At 64.1% G+C, this 21090-nt stretch carries 21 protein-coding genes; 14 read left to right on the plus strand and 7 right to left on the minus strand.

Features of this window, described 5'->3' with window-relative positions:
* The first annotated feature begins 120 nt into the window (after positions 1–120).
* Positions 121–594: a transcription elongation factor GreA gene (greA, locus tag ACF3NH_RS01610; protein WP_198366068.1), complete on the plus strand. Its 474-nt coding sequence runs from the start codon at positions 121–123 to the stop codon at positions 592–594.
* Positions 595–599: 5 nt separating this feature from the next.
* Positions 600–1853 (plus strand): threonine ammonia-lyase, encoded by a 1254-nt coding sequence (locus ACF3NH_RS01615; protein WP_422921622.1) that lies wholly within the window; start codon positions 600–602, stop codon positions 1851–1853.
* A 15-nt stretch (positions 1854–1868) separates the two neighbouring features.
* Here ACF3NH_RS01615 and ACF3NH_RS01620 read toward each other — a convergent pair whose 3' ends face one another.
* The gene (locus ACF3NH_RS01620) at positions 1869–2348 is read right to left on the minus strand and encodes an Lrp/AsnC family transcriptional regulator (RefSeq protein ID WP_198366066.1); all 480 of its coding nucleotides are present in this window, start codon (positions 2346–2348) and stop codon (positions 1869–1871) included.
* 139 nt (positions 2349–2487) lie between these two features.
* Between ACF3NH_RS01620 and trxB the strand changes: the two genes are divergently transcribed.
* A complete protein-coding gene (gene trxB, locus ACF3NH_RS01625) occupies positions 2488–3459 on the plus strand; it encodes a thioredoxin-disulfide reductase (protein ID WP_198366065.1) in 972 nt (323 codons plus the stop codon).
* Positions 3460–3463: 4 nt separating this feature from the next.
* Complete coding sequence (locus ACF3NH_RS01630) at positions 3464–4357, plus strand: LysR family transcriptional regulator (protein ID WP_198366064.1); 894 nt, start codon at positions 3464–3466, stop codon at positions 4355–4357.
* 355 nt (positions 4358–4712) lie between these two features.
* Here ACF3NH_RS01630 and ACF3NH_RS01635 read toward each other — a convergent pair whose 3' ends face one another.
* Together ACF3NH_RS01635 and ACF3NH_RS01640 are read right to left on the minus strand one after the other, a co-directional pair.
* A complete protein-coding gene (locus ACF3NH_RS01635) occupies positions 4713–6248 on the minus strand; it encodes a hypothetical protein (RefSeq protein WP_422921623.1) in 1536 nt (511 codons plus the stop codon).
* 434 nt (positions 6249–6682) lie between these two features.
* Entirely contained in the window at positions 6683–6919 is a 237-nt protein-coding gene (locus ACF3NH_RS01640) for a hypothetical protein (RefSeq protein ID WP_422921624.1), read from the minus strand.
* On the opposite strand from ACF3NH_RS01640, the gene ACF3NH_RS01645 reads away from it, so the two are divergent.
* Both ACF3NH_RS01645 and ACF3NH_RS01650 read left to right on the plus strand, forming a co-directional pair.
* Complete coding sequence (locus ACF3NH_RS01645) at positions 6884–7195, plus strand: hypothetical protein (protein WP_422921625.1); 312 nt, start codon at positions 6884–6886, stop codon at positions 7193–7195. The genes ACF3NH_RS01640 and ACF3NH_RS01645 overlap by 36 nt on opposite strands.
* A gap of 364 nt (positions 7196–7559) precedes the next feature.
* Positions 7560–8999, plus strand: coding sequence for a tyrosine-type recombinase/integrase (locus ACF3NH_RS01650; protein ID WP_422921626.1), 1440 nt, complete (start codon positions 7560–7562; stop codon positions 8997–8999).
* Between the two features lie 108 nt (positions 9000–9107).
* Here the strand turns inward: ACF3NH_RS01650 and ACF3NH_RS01655 are convergent, their stop codons facing one another.
* Positions 9108–9344, minus strand: a complete 237-nt coding sequence (locus ACF3NH_RS01655) for a hypothetical protein (RefSeq protein ID WP_422921627.1) — start codon at positions 9342–9344, stop codon at positions 9108–9110.
* A 270-nt stretch (positions 9345–9614) separates the two neighbouring features.
* Here ACF3NH_RS01655 and ACF3NH_RS01660 point away from each other — a divergent pair, with 270 nt between their 5' ends.
* The gene (locus tag ACF3NH_RS01660; protein WP_422921628.1) at positions 9615–9851 is read left to right on the plus strand and encodes a hypothetical protein; all 237 of its coding nucleotides are present in this window, start codon (positions 9615–9617) and stop codon (positions 9849–9851) included.
* Between the two features lie 112 nt (positions 9852–9963).
* Here the strand turns inward: ACF3NH_RS01660 and ACF3NH_RS01665 are convergent, their stop codons facing one another.
* From ACF3NH_RS01665 to ACF3NH_RS01675, 3 genes are all read right to left on the minus strand, one after another.
* On the minus strand, positions 9964–10203 hold the full coding sequence (locus ACF3NH_RS01665) for a hypothetical protein (protein ID WP_422921629.1): 240 nt from the start codon (positions 10201–10203) through the stop codon (positions 9964–9966).
* Positions 10204–10321: 118 nt separating this feature from the next.
* Positions 10322–10537 carry a hypothetical protein gene (locus tag ACF3NH_RS01670; RefSeq protein ID WP_422921630.1) on the minus strand — a complete coding sequence of 72 codons (216 nt, stop codon included), beginning with the start codon at positions 10535–10537 and terminating at the stop codon, positions 10322–10324.
* A gap of 1 nt (position 10538) precedes the next feature.
* On the minus strand, positions 10539–11117 hold the full coding sequence (locus ACF3NH_RS01675) for a recombinase family protein (RefSeq protein ID WP_422921631.1): 579 nt from the start codon (positions 11115–11117) through the stop codon (positions 10539–10541).
* A 312-nt stretch (positions 11118–11429) separates the two neighbouring features.
* Between ACF3NH_RS01675 and ACF3NH_RS01680 the strand changes: the two genes are divergently transcribed.
* Genes ACF3NH_RS01680 through ACF3NH_RS01710 form a run of 7 tightly spaced genes read left to right on the plus strand, consistent with a single transcriptional unit; the run spans position 11430 to position 20897 of the window.
* Entirely contained in the window at positions 11430–11702 is a 273-nt protein-coding gene (locus ACF3NH_RS01680) for a hypothetical protein (RefSeq protein ID WP_422921632.1), read from the plus strand.
* Positions 11703–11741: 39 nt separating this feature from the next.
* The gene (locus ACF3NH_RS01685; RefSeq protein WP_422921633.1) at positions 11742–13619 is read left to right on the plus strand and encodes a GmrSD restriction endonuclease domain-containing protein; all 1878 of its coding nucleotides are present in this window, start codon (positions 11742–11744) and stop codon (positions 13617–13619) included.
* A 31-nt stretch (positions 13620–13650) separates the two neighbouring features.
* The gene (locus ACF3NH_RS01690; RefSeq protein WP_422921634.1) at positions 13651–15246 is read left to right on the plus strand and encodes a class I SAM-dependent DNA methyltransferase; all 1596 of its coding nucleotides are present in this window, start codon (positions 13651–13653) and stop codon (positions 15244–15246) included.
* The gene (locus ACF3NH_RS01695) at positions 15239–16555 is read left to right on the plus strand and encodes a restriction endonuclease subunit S (RefSeq protein ID WP_422921635.1); all 1317 of its coding nucleotides are present in this window, start codon (positions 15239–15241) and stop codon (positions 16553–16555) included. The genes ACF3NH_RS01690 and ACF3NH_RS01695 overlap by 8 nt, the downstream gene beginning before the upstream one ends.
* Entirely contained in the window at positions 16555–16974 is a 420-nt protein-coding gene (locus ACF3NH_RS01700; protein WP_422921636.1) for a hypothetical protein, read from the plus strand. The genes ACF3NH_RS01695 and ACF3NH_RS01700 overlap by 1 nt, the downstream gene beginning before the upstream one ends.
* A 17-nt stretch (positions 16975–16991) precedes the next feature.
* Positions 16992–20168 (plus strand): type I restriction endonuclease subunit R, encoded by a 3177-nt coding sequence (locus ACF3NH_RS01705; RefSeq protein WP_422921637.1) that lies wholly within the window; start codon positions 16992–16994, stop codon positions 20166–20168.
* A gap of 30 nt (positions 20169–20198) precedes the next feature.
* Positions 20199–20897: a TIR domain-containing protein gene (locus ACF3NH_RS01710; protein WP_422921638.1), complete on the plus strand. Its 699-nt coding sequence runs from the start codon at positions 20199–20201 to the stop codon at positions 20895–20897.
* Positions 20898–21090 lie beyond the last annotated feature (193 nt).

Raw genomic sequence — 21090 nt, forward strand, 5'->3', positions numbered from 1 at the left:
CTCCGCCCGCTCTGTCTTTCCGTCGTGGGCGCCGGCAGTCGTGGAGACTGGCAAGGGCGCCGCACAACCGCCGGACATCTTGCCCGGCGGTCACTGCTGCGTATGAAGGAAGGGACTGCCGTGCAGAAGTTCCCGATGACCGCCGAGGGGCTCAACCGGCTTGAGGGAGAGCTGCGGCACCTGAAGTCCGAGGAGCGCCCCGCCGTGATCCGGGCGATCGCCGAGGCGCGCGCCCATGGCGACCTCTCGGAGAACGCCGAGTATCATGCCGCCCGCGAGCGGCAGTCCTTCATCGAGGGCCGCATCGCCGAACTCGAGAGCGTCATTCCCTCGGTCGAGGTGATCGACGTCTCCAAGCTCTCCGGCGACCAGGTCCGCTTCGGTGCGACGGTGACGATCATCGACGACGAGTCGGAGGAGGAGAAGACCTACCGCATCGTCGGCCAGCACGAGGCGGACACCAAGCAGGGCTCGATCTCGCTCTCCTCGCCGCTGGCCAAGGCGCTGCTCGGCAAGTCGGTGGGCGACACGGTCGAGGTGCCGGCGCCGGGCGGCGCCCGCGCCTACGAGATCACCAAGGTCCGTTTCCGCTGACCGCCATGCCGGGACGCAGCCTGCCGGGAGCCCTGGCCGAAGCCCCCCTCGACACCGCCGTGACCCTGGCCGAGGTGCGGGAGGCCGCCGCGCGCATCCGGGGCGCGGTGTCGCGCACCCCCCTGGTGCGCGCCCCGGCCATCGATCGGGTGGCCGGCTGCGAGGTCTGGCTCAAGCTCGACAATCTCCAGGCCACCGGCGCCTTCAAGGAGCGCGGGGCGGCCAACCGGCTGGCCCTGCTGACGGCGCGCGAGCGGGCCACCGGGGTCATCGCCATGTCCGCCGGCAACCATGCCCAGGCGGTGGCGCGCCACGCCAGCCTGCTCGGCATCGCCGCCACCATCGTCATGCCGCGGTTCACCCCCTCCACCAAGGTGGTCCGCACCGAGGGCTGGGGCGCGACGGTGGTGCTGCATGGCGAGACCCTGGCCGAGGCGGCGGCGCATGCGCATGCCCTGGCGCTGCGGGAGGGGCTGACCTTCATCCACCCCTATGACGATCCGGGGATCATCGCCGGCCAGGGCACCATGGCGATCGAGATGATCGAGGAGGCGCCGGGGCTGGACACGCTGGTCTTCCCGGTGGGCGGCGGCGGGCTGCTGGCCGGCTGCGCCGTGGCGGCCCTGGAGACGAACCCGGCCCTGAAGGTCTACGGCGTCGAGGTCGAGGGCTATCCGGCCATGGCGCAGCGCCTGGCCGGCCAGGCGGTGGCCGTGGGCGGCCCCACCATCGCCGAGGGCATCGCGGTGCGCGATGTCGGCGAGACGCCCTATGCCCTGCTGAGGCGCCTGGGCATCGAGGTGCTGGTGGTGCCGGAGCGCGCGGTGGAGCAGGGGATCGCCCTGCTGGCCGAGGGCGCCAAGGTGGTGGCCGAAGGCGCCGGGGCGGCCGGCGTCGCGGCGCTGCTGGCGCATCCGGCCCGCTTCGCCGGCCGGCGCGTCGGCACGCCGGTCTGCGGCGGCAATATCGATGCCCGGGCGCTGTCCAACGTGCTGCTGCGCCAGTTGCTGCGGGACGGGCGGATCATGCGGCTGCATTTCGACATCCCCGACCGGCCCGGCGTGCTGGCCGATATCTCGAAGCGCATCTCGGATGCCGGCGGCAATGTCATCGAGGTGAAGCACCAGCAGCTCTTCGGCGCGCCCACCGTGCAGTCGACCGAGCTGGAGCTGATGATCGAGGTGCGCGACGCCGTTCAGGGCCAGGCGATCGTCTCGGCCATGATGGCGGCGGGCTACGCCGTGCGCCGCGCGCAATAGGCCGCCCGGCCGGGATCACCGCTCCAGCGGCACGCCCGGCACCTCCTTGGCCGTGTGGATGGTCTGCAGCGTCGTCACCCGGCCGACATGCGCCGCCGCGGTCAGCCGGTTGGTGAGCTGGTTCTCATGCGCCGTGTCGCGCGCCACCAGCCGCAGCAGGAAGTCCCCGCCGCCCCGGATCATGTGGCATTCCCGCACCTCCGGCCAGGTGGTCACATCCGCCTCGAAGCCGGCCAGGATGGCGTGCTTCTGGCTCTCCAGCCCGACCAGGGCGAAGAAGGTGATCTCCCAGCCCAGCGCCACCGGGTCGATATCGGCGTGATAGCCGCGGATGATCCCCGCTTCCTCCAGCCGCCGCACCCGCCGCAGGCAGGGCGGCGCGGAGAGGTCCACGCGCCGCGCCAGCTCCACATTGGTCATCCGACCGTCATTCTGCAGCTCGGCAAGGATCTGCCGATCCACGGTATCAAGATTGTCGGTCGTCTCGGGCTTCATCGGAACCGTTTCATTGCTCACGCGGCGTTCGAGGCGCAATATCCTTGCACGCGCCCCTGTATTCAAGGCATCGGGTTGCGGCAGGCGCCTATCTTTCCGATATCCTGCGTCACCAGAGCGATTCCCAGGACCATAAGCCTTGCCCGAACTGCACCGCACCCGCCTCCTGATCCTCGGTGCCGGCCCCGCCGGATACACGGCGGCGATCTACGCCGCCCGCGCCGGGCTGTCGCCCCTGGTGGTCGCGGGCATGCAGCCGGGCGGCCAGCTGACCATCACCACCGAGGTCGAGAACTACCCGGGTTTCGCGCAGCCGGTGCAGGGCCCCTGGTTGATGGAGCAGATGCGCGAGCAGGCCGAGCATGTCGGCGCCGCCATCCGCCATGACCTGATCACCGCGGTCGATCTCTCCGTCCGCCCCTTCCGCTGCACCGGCGATTCCGGGGACATCTACGAGGCCGAGTCGCTGATCATCGCCACCGGCGCCCAGGCCAAGTGGCTGGGCATTCCGGGGGAGAAGGAGCTGTCCGGCTTCGGCGTCTCGGCCTGCGCGACCTGCGATGGCTTCTTCTACCGCGGCAAGGATGTGGCGGTGATCGGCGGCGGCAATTCGGCGGTGGAGGAGGCGCTCTACCTCTCCAACCTGGCGAGGTCGGTGACGCTGATCCACCGCCGCGACTCGCTGCGCGCCGAGCGTATCCTGCAGAAGCGCCTCTTCGCCCGGCCGAATGTCACCATCCACTGGGACACGGCGGTCGAGGAGGTGCTGGCCGAGACCGGCGGGCGCACGCCCGTCGCGCGCGGCCTGCGGCTGCGGCAGAAGGATGGCACGCGGCGGGAGCTGGCGGTGGATGGCGTCTTCGTCGCCATCGGCCACGCGCCGGCCACCGCCTTGTTCAGGGGGCAGCTCGAGATGGATGCGGAGGGCTATGTGGTGACAGCGCCTGATTCGACGCGCACCAGCCGGGACGGCGTCTTCGCCGCCGGCGACGTGCAGGACCGCGTCTTCCGCCAGGCGGTGACCGCCGCCGGCACCGGCTGCATGGCCGCGCTGGAGGCGGAGAAGTTCCTCGCCCTCGGCGAGGATGCCGCCCAGGCCGAAGCCGCCTGACGCCATGCCGCTGGATTGGGACAAGCTCCGGGTCTTCCACGCGGTCGCCGAGGCAGGCAGCTTCACCCATGCGGGTGAATCGCTCAACCTCAGCCAATCGGCCGTCTCCCGCCAGATCCAGGCGCTGGAGGAGGCCCTCCAGGTGCCGCTCTTCCACCGCCATGCGCGCGGCCTCATCCTCACCGAACAGGGCGAGACGCTGAACCGCACGGTGCGCGAGGTCTTCGCCAAGCTGGCGATGACCGAGGCGTTGCTGACGGAGAGCCGCGAGCGCGCCGCCGGGCGCCTCAAGGTCACCACCACCACCGGCTTCGGCGCCACCTGGCTGGCGCCGCGCCTGCGCAAGTTCATGTCGCAGCATCCGGACGTGACGGTGACGCTGCTGCTCGACGACGCCGATCTCGACCTCGCCATGCGCGAGGCCGATGTCGCCATCCGCATGCATCCGCCGAAGCAGCCCGATCTGATCCAGCGCCATGTGGCGACCTTCGGCTGGCGCATCGTCGGCTCGGCGGACTACCTGAAGCAGGCCGGCGCGCCGCAGCGCGCCGAGGATCTCGATGCCCACCGGCTGATCGTCTATGGCGACTACCGGCCGCCGGTGGAGAGCATCAACTGGCTGCTGGAGGCCGGGCGGCGTCCGGGCAGCCCGCGCCGCGCCGCGGTCGAGGTGAACAGCCTGCCGGCGATGCTGCATGCGGTGCGCTCGGGCCTCGGCCTGGCGGCCATGCCCGATTACATGGGGGAGGAGCTCAGTGACCTGGTCCCCGTGCTGACCGACCTGAAGTCGCCGCGCGTCGATTCCTACTTCGTCTATCCCGAGGAGATGCGGCACTCCAAGCGCGTCGGCGTGTTCCGTGATTTCCTGGTGTCGGAGCTGGCGAATCTGCAGTCCTGATGCTTCCATGCTCTGAGCGCATGGCGGGACGGCAATAATCGGGCTGGGAGCATGGCGCCGCCATGCCTAAGTTGCCGGTGTCCGGCGATTTTGGCCGGGGGGTCCCAGGACCCTACGTCTCCCAGACGTGAAGCCTCCCTGTATGACTTGGCCGCCACCCGCGAGGGTTGGCGGCCTTCTTTTTGGGTGGAAGGCGATAAATGGCACCACAAGTGCCACGACGGCCTTAGCGGGCCGTTTGGCTAACGATGTTTGATGGTGGGTGCCGAGGCGAGAAGCATGGTCGGCTCCATCGTTCAGGGCCTCGGCCACCAGATGATGCCGACGACGGTCTGGGCGGAAGGTGTTCTCGCGATCAGATCGGAGGCGGTGTTGCCGAGGGTCCGGGAGACGGTGCCAAGAACGGTGGCGGATCGATGCCGCGCTGGCCTCCGCTGTCTCCACGAAGATCGAGGTCACGGTCCGCATCACGGTTCTGGCGACGCTTCCGCTGACGCTCTGCGGCCTGAAGCTTCTCCCGCTCCTTCTTGGCGGTGGCCTCGACCACCGTCAGGTCCTTCTTGGGTCTGCCGGTCTTCCGAGGCTTGAAGGCGTCCAGTCCGAGATCGATCTGCTCAAGAGTTACGGCGACGTGCGGCGCGGCCTGCGCCATGAAGCCGAGCAGCAACTCGGCCTGCTGCTGGTCATAGACCCGGAACTCGACCGACCGGGTATCGGCCGCGTCGCGCAGAGAGGATCGCCAGAGCATCTGAATCAGGTCCTCATATTCGCGAGACCTGACCACTTCGTCGAAGGAGATGCCGAACAGGCTGAGAGCCTCCCGCTCACGCTGGCTCGGCTTGGCACTATAGATGAAGGTGCCGCAGGTCAGGTTGCGTAGGCCATTCTCTCCGGCAATCTTCGGAGACACCCTCCGTCCGTCCATCACCTGACCGCTTCCGTAAAGCGAATTGTTACAGGACCAGTAGTGTGCCCCTCGCTGCGTGTGGGCGTTGACCCACCACGGGATACGACGGAGGCATTCGCGTCCGTCAGCCGTTGCCCAGAATGCGCTTCCAGCCCGGTGGCTTTTTGCAAAGTATCGGATCAACAGCTTCCTCGGCTGCCACGTGACGTGTCGCGTCGTCGGAACGGCGAAAGGTTCAAGCTTCACCACATCACCGAAGTGTCTTTCGAGCAGCTTATAGGTAACGGTGTGCTCAAAGGCATTTCCGAGCAGCGTCACCTGCGAGAAGGCGCGCAGAGACTCAGGATTCCAGATAGAGACCAATGACCACGAGGACCGACTGGCTGCATCCTGCCATGAACCAATCTTAGCAAAGGCGTCTCGGTCCCTGATCTGACGATGGATGTCGCCCCATCCAGAAAGAACGGTATCGGCGTAGTAGTCGGTGAGCGAGGGGCCATCCGCCTTGACCCTCAAGGCCGACCAGCCCTCCTTGAGTATCGGCTCAAGGTTGTAAGTCTTTTCAAGAAGCTGACCGAGCACCGGGCTGCAAACTTCCGAATGCGTCCACAAAGTCGGCACCTCGTCGATGATGCAATGCCAGTTGTCCCGGTAGGTGCTCAGGTCCGACGACTTCAACGCCTCGTGCGTCAGAAGGACGACAACATGTTTCTGGCTCGCGTGCTCACAGCCTGCCTCACGCACCGCCCGACGCACGTCAGGGCGGCCTCCAATCCATTCATCCGAGGCACTGAAAATCTCGACGATCTTGGGGAAGGTGCCGACCTCGGACGCAAACCGGCTGATCAGGTTCTTGCGGTCGGAAAAGACGGCACGTCGATCAACGACGAGGAGGTAGCGCCCGGCCTTTTCGGCGATGTGGCGGCAGGCCCACCACGTTTTGCCAGCACCGCAGAGTTCGGCGCTGTATCGAATCTTTAACAAAGAAAGCTCATAGTATCTCGAACGAAGAACGATTCATTCGACTGGGTTATTCCCGCGCAGCGCGCCGTTCTTGGGTGTCGCCACCTTATGGAAGTGCCGCGAGGCTTTTCAACCATAAAGTGCGATCACCATCTTCATTCTGATACCGCAATTCCATGTCACGCAAATACTTCTAATAGAAGGGTTTTCCCGTGACTCCCATAGCGGAGACCTCCTGATAGGCGGCCACCAAGACGGGCCTACGGCCCCCCTTGGCGGGCCGGGAAGCCGCCCTGCTCTGCGGCACTGACGTGCCTTGTTCGGGCGGCTTCCTTGCTTCCGGGCCTCTCATCTCTCTGGGTTCGCCGGAAGGCGGGTTGGTCGGGCTCGCCCCGGCCAACAGAGCCGCACCGGCCCGTCTTCCTGCGCGGCAGAAGGCCGCGCGGGACGGCGGTCTACAAGTCCATGTCCACTAACAGCAGGGCTTCCTCGTGGTTGTTGGTTGTCCGGGTTGATCCCACCTCGGTCATGAAGAAGAACTCCTTGGCGCGCAGCGCCACCTCCCAGAAGGTGGCGAACCAAGTTGCCTTGATGTGCGCGACGCGGCCGATACCCGGTCGGTCGAGTTCCGGGTCTATGACCAGCAGCAGGCCGAGTTGCTGCTCGGCTTCATGGCGCAGGCCGCGCCGCACGTCGCCGTAACTCTTGAGCAGATCGATCTCGGACTGGACGCCTTCAAGCCTCGGAAGACCGGCAGACCCAAGAAGGACCTGACGGTGGTCGAGGCCACCGCCAAGAAGGAGCGGGAGAAGCTTCAGGCCGCAGAGCGTCAGCGGAAGCGTCGCCAGAACCGTGATGCGGACCGTGACCTCGATCTTCGTGGAGACAGCGGAGGCCAGCGCGGCATCGATCCGCCACCGTTCTTGGCACCGTCTCCCGGACCCTCGGCAACACCGCCTCCGATCTGATCGCGAGAACACCTTCCGCCCAGACCGTCGTCGGCATCATCTGGTGGCCGAGGCCCTGAACGATGGAGCCGACCATGCTTCTCGCCTCGGCACCCACCATCAAACATCGTTAGCCAAACGGCCCGCTAAGGCCGTCGTGGCACTTGTGGTGCCATTTATCGCCTTCCACCCAAAAAGAAGGCCGCCAACCCTCGCGGGTGGCGGCCAAGTCATACAGGGAGGCTTCACGTCTGGGAGCCACGGAACTCGTCGGTGGTGTTCTGGATGGCGTCCTTGGTGACCGAGATTCAGGAGATTCTTTCGGGAAATCCGCGAGATAGGATACGCCTCCCCAAGCTTCGACGTGTCCTTGGACGTGCCCCTGATGAATATGACGGTCTCGCAGGTCGTGGGCGGCAAGGCGTCCTTGCCTGCTGGGCGGACCTCCCGCCGAATCGCCCTGACGGACCGGCGCCTTGATGACTGGGCCACCAAACGGCTCATCAAGCCGGTGGACCTGAGCGACACCACCGTCCGGGGCCTCTCTGCCCGCATTCATCCGTCCGGTCGGCGCACCTTCTATATGCGCTGGCGTGTAGGCGACGTATTTCACCGTGTTCGACTCGATGCGGCGACGGTGGCGGAGGCGCGGCAGAAAGCGGTTGAGGCCAAGGCCGCTATCGCCATTGGCCGGGACCCGAGGGCAACCAAAGCGGCTCATGGCCCGGCCACGGCCCTCACCGTCTCGGAGGCGATCCAGACCTACACCGAAGACGAGCTTCTGATCCGGCGGAACCGGGACGCCCGTTACGTCGAGAACGTCCGGCGGCTGTTCCGAAACCATGTCGAGCCGCATATCGGTCACCTCCGGCTGATCGATCTCGGCCACGCCGACCTGTCCCGGCTGTTCACGCTTCTGGTGAAGGGCACCTCGGCCAAGGCCAGAGGAGAAGTGGTCGGCCCCTCAGCAGACCGGCAGCGTCGGTCCAAGCGCCCCATCGACGGCCGCGCCAAACGGGTTTCGGTCATGCCGAATAGGGTTCATGCCCAGATCATGGGCCTGCTGCGGTGGGCGGAGGAGGACGGCAGGCTGCCGCCCGGCGTGACGCCCAAGATCAGGAAGCCCATCCGGATTGAGCCCAGCCTCCGTCGCCTGCAACAGGGCACCAAGCGGGTTCTCGATCTCGCGCATCTGGCGGGGCTCTGGCTCGCCGTCGAGGACGAGCCGGATCACATCCGGAGCCTGATCCGGTTGCTCCTGCTGTTGCCGCTCCGGCGGCAGGAGGTCACCGGTCTGGAATGGAACGAGGTGTTGGGCCTGACGAGCACCACGACGACCATGGACAACACCATGTTCTCGGGGCCGAGGCTCGACATCTCGGCCACCCGGATGAAGGGTAATCGGCCGCATCTGGTGCCCCTGCCACCGCTCGCGACCGACCTGTTGAAGGCCATGGCGCAGCGCCGGGGCAATGCTGGACCTTATGTATTCTCGACGACTGCGGGGCGGACGCCATTCGCGGGATGGCAGAGCCTCGTGGTCCGGCTCCGGCGTCGATGCCCGGAACTGCCAGCCGGATGGACGATCCATGATTTCCGGACCGCCATCGCCACCGCCATGGGTGAACGGCTCGACGTGGACGAGATGCTGATCGCCCGGCTGCTGGCCCACAGCATCGAGGCCAAGATCGGCATCACGTGGCGCTACGACCGCAGCCGCCGGATCAAGCCCATGTTGGACGTGCTGGTGAAATGGGAGGGCCTGCTGCTGGACGCGGTCGAGCAGCAGAAACACCACGGCCGCCTCAAGGGCGGCCAGTGCTGAAAGCTCAAAGGTGTTTCTCCCGGTCATCGGGATGGTGCCCTGACGAGACCAATGAGGTTCGAGGGCACCAAGGAGGTTGGCTGGCCCAGATCAGGCCAGCCCCGGACCTTAAAGGAGGTTGTCGGACCAGTGGTCAAACTCAGACTGGACCCGGCGGGAGGCGCAGCCCACGTAGACCGTCCAGCGGTCGGGCTGCCTGTCGAGAGTTCCGAGAACCCGGAGTTCGGGGCGGCTATCAACCATTCGGGTAAGACGGCGGTGGTCCGCAGGATCGATCTGGGTGACCGACACGTAGGGATGGGATTCAGGGATCGTGAAGAACGGCCTTAACTCGGCGTAGCGCATGGTATGGAACTTCTTGAAGGGGTTTGGCACCGCAAGGTGCGACCCTATTTAGCCGTGCAGCAAAACGACGTTCTGGTGCACCACCAACGTGGCGGCGTCGCGCGGCGCTCCTGAAAAAGGTTCGCCGCCTCCACGTTATGGTTGAACTTCAAGGAAGCCGTTCCGTAGGATGCTTTCATGCAGTGAACAGTTCCTGCATTGCAGCCAATGGTAGCTGCATTTTGGAAGACTATCGTGACTAACCCTTTAGACCTTTCGGCCTCGACTGACGTGACGGGCCGCGACTACGACATCCTCGTCAAGGCTTTGGCCTACGCGATCACCGCCATCGACAGCCTGCCGCGCATTCGGCAGGAGGTGAGTGACTGCGATGACATGCGGCGCCTGCTCGCTGCCATGAGACCGAACACGAGGTGGCATCGCGAGGAGATCATGGCGGCGCGGCGGCACATGGGATTCGAACCGTTTTTCTTGGACCCGCAGGATCACCAGCGTCACCTGAACTAAGGTGCTGTCAGAGGGCGAGCAGCTTTGCCTCGCCCTTGGACTGCTTGGTCTCGATAACGTTCTGGAAGACCAATCCCTCAACCTCGTTGAAAGCCGAGCGGCCAGTCCGGGTTCAAACCTCGTTGGAAGTCGAGGTCGATGACGGGCTCTCGGCGTCGGTCTGATTGTCCGACATCATGGTCTCCGTCTCGGCCAGCCACTCGATGATGGCCTGCTCAAGCGTGCGCACGACCTCGTCCCAATCCTCCTCAGTCATCGGCTGCCGAAATTGGTCCAGAAAGTTTGGACCCGGCATGGCGTCGTCGTCGAGATCGGGTTCGTGGTGCTGGTCGTGGTCATCGGGCGGGTTCATGCGGTGAGCCTCTTGAATGGTCTCCGTATTTACCCGCGCGACGGATACCCATTTTGGGCGGACCGTGCAGCGCCGACCCGGTCTAGGTCTCGAAGCCGGTCAGGGGAGCGGCATACTCTCAGTCCAAGGACGTGTCGGCGTCGATCTCCGCCACCAAGGCGGCGAGGTTCCGCTCAAACTCCTGCATGGCCTCGTCGAGTGCGGCCGTGGGCAGCGAACGATAGGACTGGATCAGTTCGTCAGGGCTCACCCAGAACAGGTCCTCATGGTCGAGACCGTCGTCTAGGGGCTGAACGGCGTCGGGCCGCAAACGAGGTTGGCGCGCACGGTCCATGTCACGCCGCCTCCTTGTCGAGTGCGCCTCGGCCGCCGGGCAGGTGCCGATACAGGGTGGACGGCGCACAACCCAGTTGGCGCGCAATCTCCGTAGTGGTCATGGTGCCGGAAGCCAACATCGCCTTGGCGGCGCGAACCTTGGCCTCGTCGAGAACGGGCGGTCGGCCGCCACGACGGCCACGCGCAGCAGCGGCAGCAAGACCAGCTTTTGTTCTCTGGATCAGGACCTCCCTCTCCATGGAACTGAGGGCGCCCAGAATGGAGAACATGAACCGCCCACTAGGCGTGGTCGTGTCGATCTGCTCGGTCAGCGATTGGAAGCCAACACCTTGTCGCTCAAGGGTCTCGGCGATCTCGATGAGATGCTTCAAGGAGCGCCCGAGACGATCCAGACGATACACTGCGATTACGTCGTCCCGCCGAACCATCTCAAGGAGCTTGGCAAGTTCCGGTCGGTCCGTCCGGCTCCCGCTGGCGGTCTCGATGAAGACCTTCTCGCACCCGGCCGCGTGGAGGGCGTCAAGCTGAAGCGCATGGTCCTGAGAATCAACAGAGACCCGCGCATATCCAATTTTCATCCCGTTCTCCTAGAACTCGTCACTGGACCACGAAGTCGGAAAGCGAGTTCTAGGATAGCATATTGAGATGAACCTGAGTCGAATTCTTCAGGTATCAGCCACCACTACGTCTCGCCATTTGCAGGACGTATTTCAGACACCGATATCCGACCGTTTCCTCGACGGTCCAGACTATCCCCCCGCCCAACCATGGCGATGATGATAGGACGGGTGAACAGGTCGATCCCGCATCAACCGATGCGGCAGCAGAACCTTTACAATTCACCTGCCCGTGAGGCATCATAGGGCCCTCGGGGGCTATAGGGGGCCGTCATGGTGAACGGGGTCGTGGAGGTCCGGGACTACGTCCTCTGGCCGAAGCACATCCACGGCGATGGCCCCCTGCGTGATGAACTTCTGGCTCTTGAGGCTGGTGCCGTCATCACCCTCGAAGTCGGTGGCGTGGTGGGCACATGGGCGAAGATGGCGGCTGGCAAGCATGGGCTGCCGACGCCCGGCTTGCGGGCTCTGGGACAAGCGCGCCTTCATTGGCACAACCTGTTCCAGAACCAGCGCGGCACCGTCCTTCCCATCCGCAAAGCATGATGCAATCCGCCTCGCCTCGTTCACGGACCTAAACACTTCATGACCGCCGAAACCACCTTCGACGCGACCTCTGACACCCTGTCGAACCTTCTGAGCGAAGTGTCCGTGGGGCGGCTTCAGTTGCCGGATTTCCAGCGTGGCTGGGTCTGGGACGACGAGCACATTGCGGCGGTGATCACCAGCGTGGCGCGCTCCTTTCCCATCGGGGCCGTCATGACGCTGCAAACCGGCGGCGAGGTGCGGTTCCAGCCGCGCCCGGTGGAAGGCGTTTCCTTCAAGGGCGAGCCTCCTCTGCCCGACCGCCTGTTGCTCGACGGCCAGCAGCGGCTCACTTCGATGTTTCAGGCGCTCATGCTGAAGCACGCGATCCGCACCCGCGACGGCAAGCGGCGCTTGGTGGACGTGTTCTACTACGTGGACATTGCCAAGGCACTTGGCACTCCGGAGGAGCGCGAGGACGCCGTGTTCAGCGTTCCGGCCGACAAGCGCCGGACCACCGACTTCGGGCGCAAGGTCCTGCTGGACCTCAGCACGCCCGAGCAGGAATACGCGGCTCTGATGTTTCCACTGAACCATACCTTTTCCTGCGAGGACTGGTTCGATGGCTTCCGCGACCACTGGGACGGCGACAAGGCCAAGAAGGACCTGCTCAAGCCCTTCCGTAAGGAGTTCATCGACACTTTTAAGAGCTACGCGGTGCCGGTGATCCAGCTTCGTCGCACCGCCAGCAAGGAGGCAGTCTGCCGCGTCTTCGAGAAGGTCAACACGGGCGGCGTGGCGCTCACCGCCTTTGAGTTGCTGACCGCCACCTACGCGGCGGACGGCTTCAACCTGCGCGAGGACTGGCTGGGCGATCCCAAGGCGGCCCCACCCGTGCAAGGGCGCAAGGCACGTATGGCCGAAGCGGGCAAGGTGTTGGAGGCCATAGAAGCCACCGACTTCCTGCAAGCGGTCAGCCTGCTCTACACGGCGGCGAGCAGGGAGCAGACCGAAGCCGGGCAGGGCGGCAAAGGCATTCCCTCGGCCATCAGTTGCACCCGGCAGTCCATCCTCGACCTGCCGCTCAAGGGCTATCGCGATCATGCGGATCGGGCCGAGGAAGGGTTCAAGCGCGCCCGCCAGTTCCTGTGGCGGGAGATGGTTTTCAGCGGCTACGACCTGCCCTACCGGACGCAGTTGGTGCCGCTGGCCGCCATCCTCGTCAGCCTCGGTGACCGTTGGAACGACGCTTCAGTGCGCGCCCGCGTCCGGAACTGGTTCTGGTGCGGCGTCTTTGGCGAACTCTACGGCAGTGCCATCGAGAGCCGCTTCGCCCGCGACCTGCCAGAGGTGGTGGCGTGGGCGCTGGGCGGCGAGGTGCTGCCGCAGACGGTGCAGGAGAGCAACTTCGTCACCGACCGGCTGCGCACTCTGCAATCCCGCCAATCCGCTGCCTACAAGGGCTTGCACGCGCTCACCATGCAGGGCGGTCGGGCGCTGGATTGGCGGACGGGATCGACGGTGCAGGAGCAGACCTACTTCGACGAGAGCATCGACATCCACCACATCTTCCCACGCGCGTGGTGTGAGAAGAACAAGCTGAGCCGGAGCCTCTACAACTCCATCGCCAACAAGACGGCGCTCTCGGCACCGACCAACCGCTTCCTCGGTGGCGATGCGCCTTCCACCTACCTCCGGCGCCTGCAAGACCGCCAGAAGCTGACGCCGGAGCAGGTGGACGGCTTTCTGGCCTCGCACCTCATTGACCCAGCGCGCCTGCGCGCTGACGACTTGATGGGCATGATGGTGGCGCGGGCCGAGGCGCTGGCCGCGCTGATCACCGATGCGACTGGCCGCCCGGTGGGCGGGCGCTCGATGGCCGAAGCCTTCGGCATGACCATTCTTGTGGACGATCTCGTCGAGGAGAGCGCCGCATGACCGCTGACTTGATGACGAGGACTACCTGACGATGCCGCGTGGACGCCCAAAGAAGAACCCGGAAGCCGTTCCGGCCACGGCGCTGAAGAAGGCCAAGGAGAGCGGCGCGACACTGGGCTTCGAGGCTCAGATGTTTTTGGCCGCCGACAAGCTGCGGAAGAACTTGGAGCCCTCGGACTACAAGCACGTCGCCCTTGGACTGATCTTCCTGAAGCACATCTCGGTCGCCTTCGAGGCGAAGCGCGAGGCGCTGCTGGCGGAGGACGCCTCGGCGGCGGAGGACCCGGACGAGTATCTAGCTGAGAACGTTTTCTGGGTGCCGAAGGAGGCGCGCTGGTCGCACCTTCAGGCCAATGCCAAGCAACCCAGCATCGGCAAGATCATCGACGACGCCATGGCGGCCATCGAGGCGGCGAACGAGCGGCTGAAGGGCGTGCTGCCCAAGGACTACAACCGCCCGGCCCTCGACAAAGTCATGCTGGGCGAGTTGATTGACCTGATCTCCGGCATTGCCATGGGCGAGCCCGGCGACAAGGCCAAGGACGTGCTGGGCCGGGTCTACGAATACTTTCTTGGCGGCTTTGCGGGTTCCGAGGGCAAGCGGGGCGGCGAGTTCTATACTCCAAGCTCAGTCGTGCGGGTGCTGGTCGAGATGCTGGAACCTTACAAGGGCCGCGTCTACGATCCCTGCTGCGGCTCGGGCGGCATGTTCGTGCAGTCCGAGAAGTTCGTGGAAAGCCATGGCGGGCGCCTCGGCGACATCGCCATTTACGGGCAGGAGAGCAACTACACCACGTGGCGGTTGGCAAAGATGAACCTCGCGGTGCGCGGCATCGACGCCGACATCCGCTGGAACAACGAGGGCTCCTTCCACAAGGACGAACTGCGCGACCTGCGCTTCGATACCATCCTCGCCAACCCGCCTTTCAACATCTCCGACTGGGGCGGCGAGCGACTACGAGAGGATGCGCGCTGGGTTCATGGCGTGCCGCCCGCCGGAAACGCCAATTACGGCTGGCTTCAACATATTCTCTGGCACCTTGCGCCCGGCGGCCGAGCGGGCGTGGTGCTCGCCAATGGCTCCATGTCTTCCGGTCAGAACGGCGAAGACGCAATCCGGAAGGCCATGGTGGAAGCCGATGTGGTAGACTGCATGGTCGCGCTGCCCGGCCAGCTTTTCTACTCGACTCAGATTCCGGCCTGCCTCTGGTTCCTTGCCCGTGACAAGAACCCCGGCGGTGGCCTGTGGGACCGGCGTGGCGAAGTGCTGTTCATCGACGCCCGCAAGCTCGGCGCACTCGTGGATCGAACCCGCAGAGAGCTATCGGACGAAGACATCGCCAAGATCGCCGACACCTACCATGCATGGCGCGGCCAGCCCGACGCGGGTGCCTATGCGGACGTGCCGGGCTTCTGCAAGGCGGCCTCGCTTGATGAGATCAGAGGCCACAACTACGTCCTGACGCCGGGTCGCTACGTCGGCGCGGCCGATATCGAGGATGATGAAGTGCCGTTCGAGGAACGGCTTGCTGCGTTGAAGGCGAAGCTTGAGGAGCAGTTCGCCGAAGGAGGCCGACTGACAGCAGCTATTCGTATGCAGTTGGAGCGCGTTGCTGCATATGACTGATCTGCGCGCAGTCCTCAGGAAGGACCTTCACCCACTACCAGCCGGTTGGGCATGGCGGTGGTTCACCGACGTGATGGACATCGAGGGCGGCACGCAGCCACCCGCCAGCACCTTTGCCGCCATGGCAAGGCCCGGATACGTCCGCCTAGTCCAGATCAGGGACTTCGATTCAGACACTCATCTTACTTACATTCCAGACAGCCGAAAATGGCGCAAGTGCGGCAGGGATGATGTGCTAATTGCGCGGTATGGCGCCGCACTTGGCCGCATATGTCGTGGTCTGGACGGCGCTTACAATGTCGCCCTCGCCAAGGTAGTCGTTACTGACGAGATCAAGCGCAGCTTTGCCTACTACCTCTTGAAGTCGGCTTACTTTCAGGGGCCGCTGCTTGCGATGGGTGGCAGAAGTGCTCAGGCCGGGCTGAACAAAGATGGCCTTGCCGTGATAGCACTTCCTGTGCCTCCGCTCCCCGAACAAGATGCCATCGTTTCGATCCTCAGTGCTCTCGACGACAAGATCGACCTGAACCGGCGGATGAACGAGACGCTGGAAGCGATGGCGCGGGCGATCTTCAAGGACTGGTTCGTCGAGTTTGGCCCGACCCGCGCCAAGATGGACGCCCGCCCGCCCTACCTCGCCCCTGACCTCTGGGCGCTGTTCCCGGATCGGCTCGATGAAGAAGGGAAGCCGGAGGGGTGGGACCTTTCAACGATAGGCAGCGAGGTGAAGGTTCTGGGCGGCAGCACGCCGAGCACTACCAATCCGGCCTACTGGGATGGAACCTTCTCATGGGCCACACCGAAGGACTTGTCCCGCCTGAGTTCTCCGGTGCTGACCCATACGGAAAGGCAGATCACTGAACAGGGACTGACGCAGATTGGGTCCGGGCTGCTCCCAAGCGGAACACTCCTACTTTCCTCACGCGCTCCGATTGGCTACCTCGCCATCTCACAGGTCCCTGTTGCGGTGAACCAAGGCTTCATCGCCATGGTGTGCGACGGGCGCCTCTCCAACGTCTTCTGCTGGCTCTGGTCTATTTTCAACATGGAGGAGATCAAGCAGCGCGCCAACGGCTCGACCTTCTTGGAGATCAGCAAGGCCAACTTCCGACCCATTCCGGTCATCATGCCCTCGGATGATCTGCTCCGGGCATTCGATAGGATGGTGAGGCCACTGCATTCACGTATTGCTCAGAATATGCATGAGAGCCGAACACTCGAATCGACACGTGATCTGCTCCTTCCGAAGCTGATGTCCGGCGAGGTCCGGGTGCGGGACGCCGAAAACCTGCTGGGCGCCGTCGCCTGATGGATGACCGGCAGCTTCTCAAAGACGGCGCGGTTGGGCTGCTGACCGCCACCGCAGAGGAACACCCTCTCGGCCACCAGCCCAGCAAGGCGGCACGCTTCGTCCTCACTTCCCGCCACGGCGTGAACGTCGAGATCATGTTCGAGAAGAACATAAAAAGCCCACCGAACCTTTGGTGCCTTGAGAAGGCCGCAGGTCCGGCGCTGATCGCCCGGCTCAAACCAAAACCGTCACCGGCCAGCAAGCTGAGGACCTCCTATGGGCCTGATGGCAAGGTCCAGTATGGCCGCCATAGCTCGCTCGAGCGGATGAACCAACTGGGCGAAGCCGATTTGGTGTGCTTCGCGCCCGAATCTTTCGCCGAGATCGGCGAGATCATTGACCGCCTCCGGAGCGTCACCGCTTCGGACCTCTTGTAACATTCGGGACGCTGGGCATGGGCCAGATCGGCGAAAGTCACGTTGAAGAAGCCGCCCTCGCGTGGCTGGCCGAGCTTGGCTACGCCACGGTCAACGGCCTGACCATCGGGCCGGACGCCCCGGCGCCGGAGCGTGCCAGCTATGGCGACGTGGTGCTCGTCGGTCGCCTCAATGCTGCGCTACGCCGCCTGAACTCCGGCCTACCGGAGGAGGCACTGGCAGAAGCCCGCGCCAAGGTGCTGCGAAGCGAGACCCACGCCCTTCTGGAAGAAAACCGCCGCCTACACCGCTTCCTTGTGGAAGGCGTGCCGGTCGAAGTCCGACGGCCCGATGGCACGATCAGCGGCGAGCATGTCCGCCTGCTCGATCTCAATGACCCGTCTACGAATGATTGGCTGGCGGTGAACCAGTTTACCGTGGTGGAGAACAAGGCCAATCGTCGGCCGGACGTGGTGGTGTTCGTCAACGGCCTGCCGCTTGCGGTGCTGGAACTCAAGCATCCCGGTGCTCAGAACGCCACGCTGGATGGCGCCTACAACCAGCTTCAGACCTATAAAGCGCAAATTCCTTCCCTGTTCCGCACCAACGCGGCCCTGATCATCTCGGACGGCTTGTCAGCGCGCATCGGCTCCCTCACGGCGGACCGGGAGCGGTTCATGCCGTGGCGGACGGTGGGCCGCGAGGACGTGGTGCCGAAGGGCTCTCCCGAACTCAAGACGGTGCTGCACGGCGTGTTCGAGCAGCGGCGCTTCCTCGACCTGCTGCGGGACTTCATCGCCTTTGGTGAGACCGAGCGGGGTGTCCTAAAGATTTTGGCAGGCTACCACCAGTTCAACGCCGTGCGCCGGGCCGTGGACTGCACCGTCGAAGCGACCCGGCCAGAGGGCAACCGCAAGGTTGGCGTCATCTGGCACACGCAGGGCTCGGGCAAAAGCCTCCTTATGGCCTTCTACGCAGGTTGCGTCATCAAGCACCCGGCCATGGCGAACCCGACCCTCGTCATCCTGACCGACCGCAACGACCTCGACGACCAGTTGTTCGGCACCTTCTCGATGTGCCGCGACCTGCTGCGCCAGACCCCGCAGCAGGCCAAGGATCGCGAGCACCTGCGCCAGTTGCTGGACCGGCCCTCGGGCGGCGTCATCTTCACCACCTTGCAGAAGTTCACGCCGGAGCCGGGTTCCACCGATTACCCGTTGCTAACTGACCGGCGGAACGTGGTGGTGATGGCGGACGAGGCGCATCGCAGCCAGTATGGACTGAAGGCCAAGGTGGATAGCCGAGATGGCAGCATCTCCTACGGCTTCGCCAAATACATGCGCGACGGTGTGCCGAACGCTTCCTTCATCGGCTTCACTGGCACCCCGGTGGAGAGCGGCGATGTCAGCACCCGCGCTGTCTTCGGTGACGACATCGATGTCTATGATATCAGCCGAGCCGTCGAAGACGGTGCCACAGTGCCAATTTACTACGAAAGCCGCCTTGCTCGCATCGAGTTGGACGAGGACGAGAAGCCAAAGATCGACGCCGAGATCGAGGACCTCGTCTGCGAGGAAGACGAGACCGAGCAGAACCGGCTCGGCCGCAAGTGGGCCAGCGTCGAGGCGCTGGTCGGCGCCGAGAAGCGCATCGCTCTGATCGCCGAGGACATAGTCCAGCATTTCGAGGCACGGATCACTGCCTTGGACGGCAAGGGGATGATCGTTTGCATGAGCCGCCGTATCTGCGTGGCACTTTATAACGCGATCATTAGGCTGCGCCCGGACTGGCACAGTGAGGATGACGAAGCCGGGTCCCTCAAGGTGGTGATGACCGGTGCCGCCTCTGATCCGGCCGAGTGGCAGCAGCACATCGGCAAGCGGCCGAAGCCCCGGCGAGAACTGCTTGCCAAGCGGACCAAGAACCCAAAGGACCCGCTCAAGCTAGTCATCGTCAGGGATATGTGGCTCACGGGCTTCGACGCGCCGTCGATGCACACGATGTATATCGACAAGCCGATGCGCGGCCACGGGCTGATGCAGGCTATCGCCCGTGTGAACCGGGTGTTCAAGGACAAGCCCGCTGGGTTGGTGGTGGATTACATCGGCATCGCCCAGAACCTCAAGGAAGCTCTGAGCCAGTATTCCGCAGGCGATCAGGACCAGACCGGCATCGACGAAACCGAGGCCATCCGGGTCCTTCAGGAGAAGTATGAGGTCGTCCGCGCCATGTTCCGTCCGGACATGGCGGGCGGCTTTGATTACCGGGCTGCGCTCGATCCCCAGACACCGCCACAGGACCGCCTCAGCCTCTTGGCTGGGGCGATGGATTGGGTGCTCACCTTTCAACAGGAGCAGGCCACCAAGGAGACGACGGAGGAGGGCAAGAAGCGGGCACACCGCCGCTACGCTGATGCCGTGGTAGCCCTCTCCAAGGCATTCTCGCTGGCGGCGGCCAGCGACGAGGCGCAGGCCATCCGGGACGAGGTCGGCTTCTTTCAGGCGGTGCGGATCGCCCTGCTCAAGAGCACCTCGACGGGTGGCGGTGGCCTCCGCACAGGCGCCGACCGGGAGATGGCAATCCAACAGATTGTCAGTCGGGCGGTGGTCTCGACAGAGATCGTGGACATCATGAAGGCGGCCGGGATTGAAAGCCCGGACATCTCCATCCTGAGCGATGAATTCTTGGCCGAAGTCCGCGAAACGCCGAAGAAGAATCTCGCTATCGAGGCGCTGAGGAAGCTGATCAACGGCGACGTGCGGTCGCAGGCGCAGCGGAACGTCACCCAATCAAAGGCGTTCACCGAGCGACTGGAAGCGGCCATCGCGCGCTATCACACCAACGCCCTGACGACGGCGCAGGTGTTGGAGGAATTGATCCAGCTTGCCAAGGACATCAAGGCGGCGCGGTCTCGCGGCGAGGATGTTGGGTTGAGCGATGAGGAGATTGCCTTCTACGATGCGCTCGCCGAGAACGAGAGCGCCCGGACCGCGATGGGCGAACCGGCGCTGCGGGTGATCGCGCTGGAACTGGTCAGAAGCATCAAGAGCAATGTCTCGGTGGATTGGATGCACCGCGAGACGGCTCGCGCCCGCATCCGTGTCCTCGTGAAGCGTATCCTGCGCCGATATGGCTATCCGCCCGACCTTCAGGACGCGGCGGTCCAGACCGTGCTCCAACAGGCCGAGGCGTTGTCGGCAGCGTGGGCGGCATGAAGGAGAACAGAGCTTGATGGAGACAGTCCGATGAACCTTCAAGAAGTCCGTGACACGTTGCTGCTGAATGGTTTCGTCATCTCTCATGAGAGGGAGATGGCGAATGGGCAGTTCACGAGGCTCGACCTTGAAGGTGGCAGCATCGTTAATGTCTACAATACAGGCACCATCAACGTGCAAGGAAGGGCTGACGAAAAGCTTAGGGCGCTTTTCGCTGAGCGGAATGGAAAGCGCGCCTCTAAGCCTACGGCTCAAGCCAATGTCGCTGCTCCACCGAACCGGCGCGTCTTTGTGGTTTATGGTCATGACACCCCCGCGCGCACTTCGCTAGAGGCCATGCTTCGACGTTGGCACTTGGAGCCAGTCATTTTGGACCAGTTGCCTTCCGAAGGTCAGACGATCATCGAGAAGCTTGAAAGCACGATGGACAGGCCGTGCTTTGCAGTCGTTCTTGCGACACCTGATGATCAGGGCCATCGGCGCGACAAGGACAACGAGAAGATGCTCCGCGCCCGCCAGAACGTCGTGCTGGAATTAGGTATGATGCTGGCGAAACTCGGCCGTAGCCGGGTAGCTATTTTGTTGAAGGATGCGGTAGGGATGGAGCGCCCATCGGATATTCAGGGATTGCTCTACATCCCGTTCGAGAACGACCCGAGCGATGCTGCGGTGCAATTGGCGAAAGAAATGCACAAGCAGGGTATCCGGATCGATTTGGACCGCCTCTGACCTGTTCACCCGTCCTATCATCATCGCCATGGTTGGGCGGGGGGATAGTCTGGACCGTCGAGGAAACGGTCGGATATCGGTGTCTGAAATACGTCCTGCAAATGGCGAGACGTAGTGGTGGCTGATACCTGAAGAATTCGACTCAGGTTCATCTCAATATGCTATCCTAGAACTCGCTTTCCGACTTCGTGGT

Origin of the sequence: Pseudoroseomonas sp. WGS1072 (assembly GCF_049340465.1) — a bacterium.
Classification (GTDB): Bacteria; Pseudomonadota; Alphaproteobacteria; order Acetobacterales; family Acetobacteraceae; genus Pseudoroseomonas.